The sequence below is a fragment of the Psychrobacillus vulpis genome, from assembly GCF_006861825.1.
In the GTDB taxonomy this organism is placed as follows: Bacteria; Bacillota; Bacilli; order Bacillales_A; family Planococcaceae; genus Psychrobacillus; species Psychrobacillus vulpis.
Genome location: NZ_VDGI01000012.1, coordinates 141667 through 154148 on the forward strand (window position 1 = coordinate 141667; position 12482 = coordinate 154148).

The 12482-nt window shown below is 37.3% G+C and carries 14 protein-coding genes; 7 read left to right on the top strand and 7 right to left on the bottom strand.

The genetic code is table 11. The annotated features are described in order from the left end of the window. Nucleotides 1–21 precede the first annotated feature (21 nt). On the bottom strand, nucleotides 22–1413 hold the full coding sequence (locus tag FG384_RS11990) for a protoporphyrinogen oxidase (protein WP_142642837.1): 1392 nt from the start codon (nucleotides 1411–1413) through the stop codon (nucleotides 22–24). Between the two features lie 181 nt (nucleotides 1414–1594). Between FG384_RS11990 and FG384_RS11995 the strand changes: the two genes are divergently transcribed. Beyond that, complete coding sequence (locus tag FG384_RS11995; RefSeq protein WP_142642838.1) at nucleotides 1595–2383, top strand: Cof-type HAD-IIB family hydrolase; 789 nt, start codon at nucleotides 1595–1597, stop codon at nucleotides 2381–2383. 24 nt (nucleotides 2384–2407) lie between these two features. On the opposite strand, the gene kynB is transcribed toward FG384_RS11995, so the two are convergent. The 5 genes from kynB to FG384_RS19825 form a co-directional block, all read right to left on the bottom strand. Further along, a complete protein-coding gene (gene kynB / locus FG384_RS12000) occupies nucleotides 2408–3034 on the bottom strand; it encodes an arylformamidase (RefSeq protein WP_142642839.1) in 627 nt (208 codons plus the stop codon). 2 nt (nucleotides 3035–3036) lie between these two features. Beyond that, nucleotides 3037–4389, bottom strand: coding sequence for a sodium-dependent transporter (locus FG384_RS12005; protein WP_142642840.1), 1353 nt, complete (start codon nucleotides 4387–4389; stop codon nucleotides 3037–3039). A 16-nt stretch (nucleotides 4390–4405) separates the two neighbouring features. Further along, nucleotides 4406–5260, bottom strand: a complete 855-nt coding sequence (kynA, locus tag FG384_RS12010; RefSeq protein ID WP_142642841.1) for a tryptophan 2,3-dioxygenase — start codon at nucleotides 5258–5260, stop codon at nucleotides 4406–4408. A 14-nt stretch (nucleotides 5261–5274) separates the two neighbouring features. Beyond that, nucleotides 5275–6552: a kynureninase gene (gene kynU / locus FG384_RS12015; RefSeq protein WP_142642873.1), complete on the bottom strand. Its 1278-nt coding sequence runs from the start codon at nucleotides 6550–6552 to the stop codon at nucleotides 5275–5277. A 188-nt stretch (nucleotides 6553–6740) separates the two neighbouring features. Beyond that, nucleotides 6741–6986 (bottom strand): hypothetical protein, encoded by a 246-nt coding sequence (locus FG384_RS19825; RefSeq protein ID WP_166462438.1) that lies wholly within the window; start codon nucleotides 6984–6986, stop codon nucleotides 6741–6743. 216 nt (nucleotides 6987–7202) lie between these two features. On the opposite strand from FG384_RS19825, the gene FG384_RS12020 reads away from it, so the two are divergent. The 6 genes from FG384_RS12020 (at nucleotide 7203) to FG384_RS12045 (ending at nucleotide 12168) form a co-directional block, all read left to right on the top strand. After that, the gene (locus tag FG384_RS12020; protein ID WP_142642842.1) at nucleotides 7203–7499 is read left to right on the top strand and encodes a TOBE domain-containing protein; all 297 of its coding nucleotides are present in this window, start codon (nucleotides 7203–7205) and stop codon (nucleotides 7497–7499) included. 614 nt (nucleotides 7500–8113) lie between these two features. After that, the gene (locus FG384_RS12025; RefSeq protein WP_142642843.1) at nucleotides 8114–8407 is read left to right on the top strand and encodes an RNA polymerase alpha subunit C-terminal domain-containing protein; all 294 of its coding nucleotides are present in this window, start codon (nucleotides 8114–8116) and stop codon (nucleotides 8405–8407) included. A gap of 618 nt (nucleotides 8408–9025) precedes the next feature. Beyond that, nucleotides 9026–9469: a MarR family winged helix-turn-helix transcriptional regulator gene (locus tag FG384_RS12030; RefSeq protein WP_142642844.1), complete on the top strand. Its 444-nt coding sequence runs from the start codon at nucleotides 9026–9028 to the stop codon at nucleotides 9467–9469. A gap of 110 nt (nucleotides 9470–9579) precedes the next feature. Continuing rightward, complete coding sequence (locus tag FG384_RS12035) at nucleotides 9580–10509, top strand: ring-cleaving dioxygenase (protein ID WP_142642845.1); 930 nt, start codon at nucleotides 9580–9582, stop codon at nucleotides 10507–10509. Between the two features lie 21 nt (nucleotides 10510–10530). Then, nucleotides 10531–11589 (top strand): LLM class flavin-dependent oxidoreductase, encoded by a 1059-nt coding sequence (locus FG384_RS12040; protein WP_142642874.1) that lies wholly within the window; start codon nucleotides 10531–10533, stop codon nucleotides 11587–11589. Between the two features lie 12 nt (nucleotides 11590–11601). Then, nucleotides 11602–12168: an NADPH-dependent FMN reductase gene (locus FG384_RS12045; RefSeq protein WP_142642846.1), complete on the top strand. Its 567-nt coding sequence runs from the start codon at nucleotides 11602–11604 to the stop codon at nucleotides 12166–12168. Nucleotides 12169–12302: 134 nt separating this feature from the next. Here FG384_RS12045 and FG384_RS19830 read toward each other — a convergent pair whose 3' ends face one another. Then, entirely contained in the window at nucleotides 12303–12446 is a 144-nt protein-coding gene (locus tag FG384_RS19830) for a hypothetical protein (RefSeq protein ID WP_166462439.1), read from the bottom strand. Nucleotides 12447–12482: the final 36 nt, after the last annotated feature.

The window sequence follows — 12482 nt, forward strand, 5'->3', positions numbered from 1 at the left end:
GAATATTTTCTATTAGAAAATTTATTTAGCTATATTCTCACCAATTAACTCTGCTGTTTCTTTACCATTTTTAATACAAGCGCCTATGCCAACACCGAAGTAAGAACATCCTGCAAGCACTACATTAGGAAGTTGAGCAGTCATTTTCTGTTGTAAAGATTTAACCGCTTGACCATGCTCCATATGATAGTTTGGCATTAGATCATTCCATTTGGTCACTTCTACGACATAAGGCTTGCCATTAAGCTTCAAGCTCTTTTCGATATCTTGAAGAGCGACTTGAACAAGTTCTTCCTCTCTCATATGTTTCATATCGACATACGCCGGATTTGAGCTTTTATAGAACATTCGAACGAGCAAATGGCTGTTTTCTGATGTATGCTTCCATTTACGGCTTGTCCACGTGCATGCATTACAATTCACATCACTATTCTCTGAAACAATAAAACCTGTACCTTCAGCTGGAAGCTGATTATCTGGGATATCGAAACCAAGATAAATGCTTATTAGAGAAGAGTTTTTCAGCTTGTTAAAATCGACATCTAATTCTGCATTTTGTAAAAGTGTTTGTGCTACATCATGTGGAGTCGTTAACACAACGTAGTCTGCTTCGATTGACTCGTAATTAGAAAAGAAGACTTCATATTTATCCTCTTTTTTCGCTACTTTCGTTGTATGTACACCTTTTAAAATGGTAGAATCGTTAAGCTCTTGTTCCAAACGATCGATCAAAGTTGAAAGACCATTTTGGAAGGAGATAAATTTTTTATTTGCTGCAGCTTGGAACTGCTCTTTATTTGCACCCAAACCTTTTATGATACTACCGTATTCATCTTTATAATCTACCAAATAAGGTAAAGTAGAAGCCATGGTTAGCTTGTCCAGGTCCCCTGAATATACGCCTGACAACACAGGAGCAATTTGTTTTTCAACTAATTCTTTTCCTAAGAAATGCTCTAAAAACGATCCAATTGAGCTTTCTTTCGTAAAACTCACATTTTTTAACTCAAAGTCTTTTAATGCTTCCTCTTTACCCTCATCCGATATTAATGTGCTACTTTCTAAAGACTCTTCGCTTGTAGGTATACCAAAAACCGTATCCTCTGGAATAGCGTGTAGCTCGTTATTTGTGTAAATATATGAAATACCTGTCGCATTATAAACAAGTTCGTCTTGTAAATTTAACTCTTCTACTAAAGGTATAACTCCTTCATTTCGAGCAACAATCGAGTCTGCTCCCGTTTCCATAATAAAATCTTTATGCTTCACCGAGTGGATCTTTCCTCCTAAGTGATCATTAGATTCAACTAGAACCAATTCTACGTTTAATGCTTTTTCTAATTTTATTTTTTGTAAATAATGCATTGTAGAGAGACCTGTAATTCCTCCGCCTATTACAACTACCTTTTTCAACATGCTCACTCCTTGTCATTCATCCAGAATTACTCACTATCCCTAGTATAAGCGGTTTTAAAAATATCTGGTATGACTTACCTCACTATTCTTCCTCTGTTCCATTAAAAATACTCTATAGTTTTCAGTTTCGTCAAATTTACATTTTAGTTGTATATTAATAAGAAAAGGAGAATCAAAAATGGAAGCAGTAGTTCTAGATTTAGATGGTACTTTACTAGATTCGAATAAAGAAATTAGTAAACGGAATATTGATTCGATCATAAAACTAAAAAGGTCCGGAATCCCAATAATCATCGCTACAGCCCGTCCTCCTAGGTCAGTTAAATTTCTACTACCCGAAGAAATTCAATCGTCATCAGTTATGATTTACTATAACGGAGCAATGATTGTTAGTGAGGAATTAAAAATAAACGAACATTTTTCGATAGATTCAAATGTATGTTCCGATATAATCGATTACTTAACTGAAGCTGAACCAAATCATTGGTTATCTATAGAAGTAGAAGACAAATGGTACAGTTACAAAGACATTGACTACACTGCATTTATGAAAATTACAAATAACCCTGAAAAACTCGAGTTAGAGAAACTAAAACAGTTGCAACCTACAAAAATTTTAGTTTCGAATATAAGTCTGATTCAACCGTTTATTGAAAAGTATAATGATAAAGCAAACATCATCATTACCGATTCAAATAAATTAATCCAAATAATGCAATTAAATATCTCGAAAGAATATGCAGTTTCTTTCGTGTCAGATAAACTCAACATATCTCCTGAGAAGATAGTTGTATTTGGGGATGATTTTAATGACTTAGGATTATTTAAGCTTTGTGGTTATCCAGTAGCCATGGGAAATGCAATAGAAGAATTAAAGGAATTGGCTAAAGAAGTTACAGATACAAATGATAACGACGGGGTAGCAAAAACTTTGGAAACTCTCTTCAAGTTAGGACAAAAAAAGTAGATAAAGCAAGTTCTGCTTTATCTACTAGATAGCTCGAATGACAGCACGTACCGGACTGCCATCTGCTCCTTGAATCTTTAGAGGCAGCGCAATCAATTCATAATTACCTGGAGCGACATCTTGTAATAATAAGTTTTCTATTATATGGACACCATGTCGATAAAGTGCATGATGAGCAGGTAAGTCTTTATTATCCAAAGCATCGACGGAAGGGTGATCGACTCCTATTAAAAAGATCCCTTTCTCCTGCAAAAAAGCACCGATATTTTCTTTTAAGACTGGAATTTGTGTAGGGAACTGTTCTACACTATTTTTTTTAGCTGTTTTTAATAGTAATCGTTCCACACCATCTAACTCGAATGCTTGTAATTCTTCTCGTCCGATTGATTCCACTCCTGTGACATCTACTACTTTAGCATGACCAATGTAGATATTGACATCGAGCTGTTCAATGGTCGGTGCATTATTGTCGAAATGAAATGGTGCATCGGCATGTGTCCCGGTATGCACACTTGTTGTGAAACGACCGATGTTAACAGAACCAGTCTGCTCTTTTGAGTATGCTAGTTCAAATTGAAATGGCGTATCACCTGGCCAAGTGCCGATTTTATTCGAAAATGGTTGTGAAATATCAACCCATCGTTTCTCCATTGTCATCCTCCTAAAATTGGCCAAAGTGAATAAGCTAACACAATAACAATCACAACTGGCACAATCCACGTCATTAAAAAGCGCCAAATTGTATAATACATAGGAGATAACGAACTACTCAGCGTAAATTCTTCCTTCACTAATACTTTGTTCATCTTATGAACGATGAAAATAGCAATGAGCAGGTTGCCTAGTGGAAGCATCATATTACTTACTAGAAAGTCCGTCGAGTCGAATACACTTTTTCCAAAGATCGTCACGTCTTGAAGTAAACTTGATGATAATGCGGATGGAATAGATGCAACAAAAATCACTCCACCTATTATCCATGAAATCATTTTACGTGCATTTTGCCATTTTTCCATAAGTGCCGCAACAATAATTTCGTACATACTAAAAGAAGAAGTCAGTGTAGCAAATAAGAATAATATTAAAAATAGAGCTAAAAATAACTCCCCAAATGGCATTTGTCCAAATACAGTTGGTAGGACGATGAATAATAACCCTGGACCTTCTGCTGGCTCATAGCCAAAAGCAAAAACGACTGGGAAAATTGCTAATCCTGCAAGTAATGATACGAAAATATTCATTAATACAACTGAACCTGCTGAATATGGTAAGCTTACATCTTTCTTTAAGTAGGAGCTGTACGTGACCATACAAGAAAACCCAACTGCTAACGCAAAAAAGGATTGCCCTAATGCATAAAGAATAGATTCACCTGTAGTTTTCGAAAAATCTGGTGATAGAAAGAACTTTACACCTTCCATTGCGCCATCAATTGTTAGAGACCGAATAACGAGTATAAAGAAAAAAATGAATAATAATGGCATCATAAATTTATTGGCTTTCTCTATCCCATTTTGGATACCTGAGGAAATAACTAATACGTTTAATAGCGTAAACAATAACAATCCTACGAGTGTAATCCAAGGGGTACTTATAATAGTGCCAAACAACGCCTCTGAACTTGTACCTTCCGTAATGACATTTCCAACAACAGACATGCCACTATATACTAGAATCCAACCACCTACTACACTATAAAAAGATAATAAGAGGAAGCATCCAACTACGCCAAGCCGACCAATCCATACCCATGCACTTTTTGGCACTAATTTTTTGTAAGCAGTAATTGCTTCTGCTCCAGCTCCGCGCCCAATGATAAACTCAGAGACTAGCATCGGAAGCCCGATAAGAAGCGTTAAACATACAAAGATTAAAAAGAATGCTCCTCCACCACTTTGGCCAGTGACATATGGCATCTTCCAAATAGCTCCTAGCCCAATCGCTGCCCCAGCTGAAGATAAGATGAAGCCAAGTCTAGTAGACCATTGTCCTCTATTAGAGTTCATTTACTCCCTCCGTTCCTTAAAGGTTTGTTCTTAAATCCCACAGTTCAGGAAAAAATCGATGATCAAGCACTTTACGTAAATAATTTACACCGGAAGAACCACCTGTTCCAGTTTTAAATCCAATAATGCGTTCAACTGTTTTCATATGGCGGAAGCGCCACTGCTGAAGCCAATCTTCCACATCAACGAGTTTTTCTGCTAATTGATATAAATTCCAATACTTATCCACATTTAGATATACCTCTTTCCATGCAGCAGCAACTGACTCATCTCCCACATAAGTCACGGAATAGTCACGCTCCACGACAGCTGGATTCAATGTAAATCCTGCTTTTGCTAATGCTTGAATTGCTACATCATAAATACTTGGCGCATTGTACGCTTTTTCAAGTTGTTCATATAAGGCAGTATCTTGGTCATAGATTTTCAAAATATGTTTTGTTTTATAGCCGAGTGCAAATTCAATTTGTCTATACTGAAACGATTGGAATCCAGATGCTTTTCCTAGCTTATCACGAAACTCTAAATACTCGGCAGGCGTTAATGTCGAAAGTACGTCCCAAGCTTGGATAATCTGCGTTTGTATCTTCGTAACACGTGCAAGCATTTTAAAAGCAGCTTGCATTTTATCGTCCTGAATTGCTTGAATAGCACTATTTAGCTCATGCAATATTAATTTCATCCAAAGCTCGCTCACTTGGTGAATAATGATAAATAACATTTCGTCATGATGACCTGATAATCGTTTTTGACTAGATAAAATCCCATCGAGCTGCAAATACTCACCGTACGTCATATCTTCCCGAAAATCAGTATAAATCCCTTTTTCACTTTTTAGCTTTTCATGCAGTTCCGAAATATTCTCCGACATCGAACCCCTCCTTTTTATGCAACCACGTCTCGTTTGTTTTCGAACTTTTTATATGACTCTTCTTTCATAATCTTCTTTAATATTTGCACCGTTCTCCACACATCTTCGTATGAATTATATAGTGCAACAGGTGCTAAACGAATGCCATTTGGAGAACGGAAATCCGGAATAACTTTGTATTCTTTTAATGCTTTACAAATCCGAGCCGCTTCTTCATGAACTAGAAAAAGATGACCACCTCGACGTTCGTGTTCCTTTGGATTTGTTATTGTAAATTGGTAGTCACTCAATTCTTCTTCGACAAGCAATGTCATATAATCCGTTAATTTCAACGACTTTTCACGAATTGCATGTATGCCTGCTTCAGCAAATATTTGAAGTGAACCGTATAATGGTGCAGCACTAAAAATACTCGGTGTTCCAATTTGGTATGCACCAGCATTCGAGGCTGGTGTCATTTCGATCGCCAGATCAAACTGCTTTTCTTTATCCGAACCAAACCAGCCAGCAAGCCCAGGCTTTTGTCCGAAGTGTTTCTTATTAACATACAAGCCTCCAACAGCCCCTGGCCCTCCATTTAGGTGTTTGTAATTACACCAAAATGCAAAGTCTACATCCCAATCATCCAAACAATGTGGAATCGATCCAATCGAATGACATAAGTCAAATCCAATTAATATATTTCGTTCATGCGCAGCATTAGTAAGCGCTTTCATATTTAAGATTTGTCCACTTCGATAAAGTACACTTGGTAGCACTATTAGCGCGACATCATCTGTCATCGCATCTATAATATCCGCTTCGCTTAATGTATCTCCATCACGACTTTTCACTAATTTCATCTGCTCCTTAGGATCATAGCCGTGCAAGACTAGCTGACTGCTAATCGCATATAAATCGGAAGGAAAGTTCAATTCATCCGCTAGAATTTTGATGCGTGCTCCTTCTGGATGATAGAAACTAGCAATTAGCTGATGCAAATTTGTTGTTGTAGAGCCTGTAATAATTACTTCTTCTTTCGCTGCACCAACAAGTGGTGCACACATTTCACTTAATGTCTCGGAGAAATAAAACCATGGATCCTTTCCTTGTGTCCAACCATCAATCCCGTATTTCTTCCATGCATCAAGTGCAGATAATAATGACTGCTCTGCTCTTTTAGACAACAATCCTAAAGAATTTCCGTCCATATAAATAACTTCAGGTTGCAAATAGAACTCATCTCGATAACTATTCAACGCGTCTTGCTGATCTAATTTTCTTGCATATTCTAATCTTGTATCTCTCTCCATCATCCAGTATCGTCACTCCTTTTTATGTTTCTAAATATTCTTTCTATTTAAATTAATGATATGTTTTAAGTGATATAGTGTCAATGAAACTATTGATAAGTTGCAAAAGGATTAAGAGCAATTTAATTTTGCACATCATTATATGCTAAGCCTCCACAAAAAGATTCATCAAATCCTTTTGTGGAGGCTTAGCTACACCGCACGAAGCGTAGCGCAGGAGGAGGCTCGGCGCTCGCCCACGGAATGGTTTGTTTAACTTCTGGAAAAACTGAAGAAAGCAATGTATATTCACGATCAGATACTTCATTTTTGTTGATGGTCATCCAACAATTCGAATTTTCATTATGAAATATGTATATATATGATTCGTTTACAACTGGGCATTTAGATAATAGTTCGATAGATGGAAAGAGTGCAACTAAGTCTGTGGACACTGTGAAATCTCCTATCTTGAAGCTATTGGAACTTTAACTGTTCTGTTTCAGCTTTTGATTTTAATAGTCATAAAAAGGGTTTAATTATTTGGCTCTGTTAACTATACTGTTGATTTCCGTTACAGACGGACGCTTTCTGCGGGCGGTCCGTGAGTCTCCTCGTCGCAGAAAAGACTTTCAAATTGGATTTAGCACGGATCTGTTCACTAACTCACGATGCTGAATTCTCAAGGATACAACGAAAAAGAGGTTCTTCTCGGAATAAGACCCGAACATATTTCAGAAGATGCTGAAGTTCTAGCTCAATTTTCGGAATCAACAGTGGAAGCTAATATCGAAGTATCTGAATTAACTGGAACAGAATTGATGGTCTATTCTGCACTCGAAGGTCAACAGTATGTTACCCGAATAAACTCTGATTCACTTATCCAACCTGCCCAAAATATTAAACTATCATTCGATTTATCAAGAAGCCATTTCTTCGATAAGGAAACTGAAAGTCGTATAAGATAGTAAGTTCTCGAGTGCTTTGATTGCACGTTAACTACACTATTACCGATGAAATTTTAGGAGAGGAAGGAAAGTGACTCGTCACTTTCCTTCCTCTCCCTTTTTCGGTACTCATGTGGATAACGTTTAACGATCGCCTTGGTTATTTGCTTGTTGGGGCTTACCAAGGTGCTGGCGCTTTTCTTGAGAAGAAAGAAAGTATATACATTCGGTAAGCAATTTGTTTTCCGAAGCTTACCGCTCGCTTTCCGCGGGGGAGCGTCGAGCCGCTTCGTCGCTACGCTCCTGCAGGGTCTCGTCTGTCTCGCTTTTCCCGCTGGAGTCGAGCGGACGTTTCTCCAAACGACACAAAGTATGTCACCATTGTGTCCTGTCCCGTTCCTAAAAATATCCTAGAGTATTAATGTAGCAAACTTGAACTTGTAATACTAAACTTTCTAAGGACAATGCACGTAAAGGTTTCTTACCTGAAAAAAAGGAAATTTGTAACCATATGATAAAATAAATCTATAGATTGTTAAGAAATGTACTTAAATTAACGCAAGCAAGAACGTCTAATACACTGAGAAAGTTTTGAAAGGTGAAATAAATTTCATAAGAAAAGGGGACAATTTAAAATGACAACTTCAGAGAAAAATTTAAGGACTTGCAACAATGGACATAAATATTATAAAAGCAGCGATTGTCCAACCTGTCCGACCTGTGAGCAAGAACGCAGACCTGTCGATGGATTCCTTTCATTGCTCTCCGCACCAGCAAGGCGAGCATTAGAAAAAAACGGAATAACTTCTTTGAAGAATCTATCTAAATATAGTGAAAAAGAGATTTTGCAATTTCACGGTATGGGACCAGCTTCTTTACCTAAACTTAGATCTGCTTTAAAGGAAAATGGGTTATCATTCAGAAACTAAACACCAAGAATTATTATATTTTCAGGAATGTAGTTTGTAATTTTTTCTTCAAGTGCCCCACCATTCAAAACGCTCAGAGAATTAATTCTCTGCGCGTCAATCGATGACGACTCCTGTAGGAATAGCGTGAGTCTTGAGACCTTCAGGGAGGGCACTATAAAACTGGATTTTTTAAGATAATACTTTTTCATTTCAAGAAAATCGTTGAAAAAGGCGACACTCCTGCGGGAATAGCGTTAGTCGAAGACCCCGCAGCAAAGCGAGGAGACTGAGGCAACGCCCGTGGAAAGGGAGGCCACTGAAAAACCAAAATTCAGAAAATAAAGTCACCACTTGAGAAGTATATTTGTATCAAAATTGGCATGACGTCCCCATAAACACCCTAAAAAGTGAAGGAATTATGGGATTTCGTTTTTATTTTTTGAAAAAAAGTGACTTTTTCAGTGGCCCGTGGAAAGGGAGCCGTTTCAACGATTTTCTTATTTGCCTTAATCTCTAATCTATCACTCTAGAACTCCCTCTACATCAATATATCTTGAATTCAAAATAAATATCTTGCGTTATTATCAATTTACTAGTAAACTGATGTTACAAGATAAAGAAAAGGAGTTGGTAATGATGGAACAACATACGCTAAGCTCTCTCATTTGGTTGCGAATTGCGCGTTTTGTACAACGAAGTAATCAGTTGTCGAATGAGTTTTTGGAAAGATACGATATGACTGCTGCACAATTTGATGTACTTGCACAAATTCATATTTATGAGCCTATTACACAAATGGATTTAGCAGAAAAACTAACTGTTAGCAGAGGCGGTATGTCTCGTATGTTAACTCGCCTAGAGAAAGAACGCCTAATCGTACGCAAGCAGGATTGGAAGATCAAGTACATTTCATTAACTGATAAAGGCCGAGCTCTTATACAAAAAGCAATGCCTGAACAAACGGAGTTTCAATCTTCTATGTTTGACGAAGTGCTGAATGAAGTAGAGAAAAAACAACTTTATATGCTCATGACAAAAATTCAAAAACATAGCTTAGAAAAGGAATGTCCTCAAAAATGACAAAATTACGAGCGCCTTTATCAGATGTTGAGATCTGAGGGTGTTAGATTTAAACAAAAAAAATTTTACAATATCAGTTGATATGTAAATTGATAAGGAGGAAACAAATAATGAACACAATCAAAGGTCATCACCACGTTTCAATGGTTACAAAAAATGCACAAACAAATGTGAATTTCTATCGAGAAACATTAGGATTACGATTAGTTAAAAAGACAGTAAACCAAGACACTCCTAGCATGTATCACCTATTCTATGGTGACGAAACAGGAAGTCCTGGTACTGAATTATCTTTTTTCGAATTACCAATAGCTGCCCGTACGCATCGAGGAACCAATTCTATCTCACGAATTGGTTTATTAGTACAAAACGAAGAAACATTAACTTATTGGCAACAACGCTTTCTGTTATTAGACGTAAAGCATGGTGATCTCTTTACTTATGGTGGCCGCTTAGCATTACCATTTGAAGACCCTGATGGATTACAATTACTGCTTATTAGCAATGAAGCAAAAGAAACACCGACATTTTGGACACCATGGGAAGGCTCCCCTGTTCCTATTCAACATCAAATTTTAGGAATTGGACCAGTCGAACTAACAGTTCGTAATATAGCGAAAACAGGCAATATGTTAACCAATTTACTTGGCTATCACGAGATACAAGAAGGCGTTTTTCAATCAGTGGAAGGTGCTGCTTATAGTGAAATCGTTTTGAAAAGTTTACAAGGGGATTTAGAACGACCAGGTCGTGGTAGCGTACATCATATCGCTATACGCGTTGATACCGAAGAACATATGAAAGAATGGGCAGAACGCATTGGAAATGCTGGATTCGAATCTACCGGTGTAATCGATCGTTACTACTTTCACAGTCTATACTTCAGAGAATCCAATGGCATCTTATTTGAATTAGCGACAGACGGCCCTGGATTTAGTGCAGACGAAGCAAATGAAAATCTCGGTAAAGAATTAGCATTACCTCCGTTTTTAGAAAATAGACGGGCTGAAATCGAAGCAAAACTAAAACCAATTATATAAGAAAAGAGGAATATATAAATGATGGAACAATATCGAATAAAACCAGAAAATGGGATTGAAATAGGAATCTATTCAATAGGAGATTATTTGAATGATCCGATGACAGGACATCAAATTAGTGAGCAACAACGTATTCAAGAATTAATCGAAGCAGCAAAATTAGCAGATGATGCAGGTTTAGATGTCTTCGCTGTAGGTGAAAGTCATCAACCCAAATTTGCGACACAGGCGCATACCGTTATTTTAGGTGCTATTGCTCAAGCAACAAAAAACATTAAAATTGCAAGTTCTGCAACTGTATTAAGTACTGCAGATCCAGTACGCGTATACGAAGACTTTGCAACACTTGATTTAATTTCAAATGGCCGAGCAGAAATCGTTGCAGGGCGTGGTTCTCGACTAGGGGCATATGAATTATTTGGCTATGATGTACGTGATTATGAGGAATTATTCGAAGAGAAAATGGATCTTTTATTACAAATCAATGAAGAAAAACAGATCACATGGAGCGGTCAATATAGACCTTCCTTAAATAATGCGCAAATTTTTCCGCAACCGTTAAATGGGAAACTGCCCATTTGGCGTGCAGTAGGTGGCCCACCAGCAAGTGCGATTAAAGCAGGCCGTGCAGGTGTGCCGATGATGCTCACAACATTAGGAGGTCCTGCGATGGCATTTAAAACATCTGTCGATATGTATCGCGCAATGGCCCATGAATACGGACATGATCCAGCTACCCTACCTATCTCGACAACTAGTTTATTATATACAGCGGAAGATTCTCAAACGGCTATGCGTGAGTTTTACCCATATATTAATAATACGATGTTACAGTTACGTGGTTCTGGTTATCCAAAAGCACAATTTGCAGAATCTAAAAGTGTCCGTGACGCATTAATGGTTGGTAGCCCACAACAAATAATTGAGAAATTGCTATACCAATACGAATTATACGGACAACAACGTTTCCTCGCACAAATTGACGCAGGTGGCGTGCCATTTGAAAAAATAGCGAAAAATATTGAATTACTAGCAACCGAAATTATGCCAGCAGTGAAAAAAGCAACTGCCCAAAAATAGGAGGACATTCAAATGAAAATTGTTGGAATAGCCGGCTCTATCGTTGGCTCTAAAACTAAAATCGCAATGGAATATACAATGGATAAAGTTCGAGAAAAATATCCCAATGCAGAAGTAGAACTAATTGATTTAGGTGCCTATAACATTGTCTACAGTGATGGACGTAATTATATAGATTACGATGGTGATACAAAATACGTAACCGAAACAATTATGGCGGCTGATGCACTGATTATCGGAACGCCGACATTTCAGGCATCCATTCCAGGAACATTGAAAAATATTTTTGACTTATTGCCTGAAAATGCGTTTCGTGAAAAAGTAGTAAGCATGGTTGTAACAGCTGGAACATCTAAGCATTTCTTAATGGTGGAACAACAGTTGAAGCCTATTCTAGCCTATATGAAAGCAACTATTGTCCCAACTTATGTATTTGTTGAAGAACAAGATTTCCATCGCAAAGAAATTGTAAATGATGATGTACACTTCCGCATTAATCGACTTGTGGATGACACGGTTCAGATGATGGATGTAGTAAATATGATTAGAGAGGCAAAAGAAGCAGCATACGATTTTTAATGCGTTTAGTTGGAAAAAAACTAAGGTTAGTTGGAATTTTTAACGATTTAGTTGGAAAAATGCTCTACAGCAAAAAAAGGCATGCCTCAGATAAAAATGAGACATGCTTCTTTTTAATATACTTCTTAGCTTGCTTATGAATTGGGCATTTCACTAGATGTACTATTATAAGTCGCTGAAGTATCATAAGCGACAAGTGTAACTCCAAGTTTATCTTCCAGCTCGTTAAGCTCTTGCAACTGCTCACGATCAAGTTCAGCAAATTTAGTATCCTTCATTCAAAAACTCATCCTTTCTTTTACGTTAGTGTATCC

Bases quoted from the DNA above. Each gene is read 5' to 3' on its own strand.
- FG384_RS11995 (WP_142642838.1), top strand. From the start codon at position 1,595: ATGGAAGCAGTAGTTCTAGATTTAGATGGTACTTTACTAGATTCGAAT.
- kynB (WP_142642839.1), bottom strand. From the start codon at position 3,034: ATGGAGAAACGATGGGTTGATATTTCACAACCATTTTCGAATAAAATC.
- FG384_RS12005 (WP_142642840.1), bottom strand. From the start codon at position 4,389: ATGAACTCTAATAGAGGACAATGGTCTACTAGACTTGGCTTCATCTTA.
- kynA (WP_142642841.1), bottom strand. From the start codon at position 5,260: ATGTCGGAGAATATTTCGGAACTGCATGAAAAGCTAAAAAGTGAAAAA.
- kynU (WP_142642873.1), bottom strand. From the start codon at position 6,552: ATGGAGAGAGATACAAGATTAGAATATGCAAGAAAATTAGATCAGCAA.
- FG384_RS12020 (WP_142642842.1), top strand. From the start codon at position 7,203: ATGCTGAATTCTCAAGGATACAACGAAAAAGAGGTTCTTCTCGGAATA.
- FG384_RS12025 (WP_142642843.1), top strand. From the start codon at position 8,114: ATGACAACTTCAGAGAAAAATTTAAGGACTTGCAACAATGGACATAAA.
- FG384_RS12030 (WP_142642844.1), top strand. From the start codon at position 9,026: ATGGAACAACATACGCTAAGCTCTCTCATTTGGTTGCGAATTGCGCGT.
- FG384_RS12035 (WP_142642845.1), top strand. From the start codon at position 9,580: ATGAACACAATCAAAGGTCATCACCACGTTTCAATGGTTACAAAAAAT.
- FG384_RS12040 (WP_142642874.1), top strand. From the start codon at position 10,531: ATGGAACAATATCGAATAAAACCAGAAAATGGGATTGAAATAGGAATC.
- FG384_RS12045 (WP_142642846.1), top strand. From the start codon at position 11,602: ATGAAAATTGTTGGAATAGCCGGCTCTATCGTTGGCTCTAAAACTAAA.
- FG384_RS19830 (WP_166462439.1), bottom strand. From the start codon at position 12,446: ATGAAGGATACTAAATTTGCTGAACTTGATCGTGAGCAGTTGCAAGAG.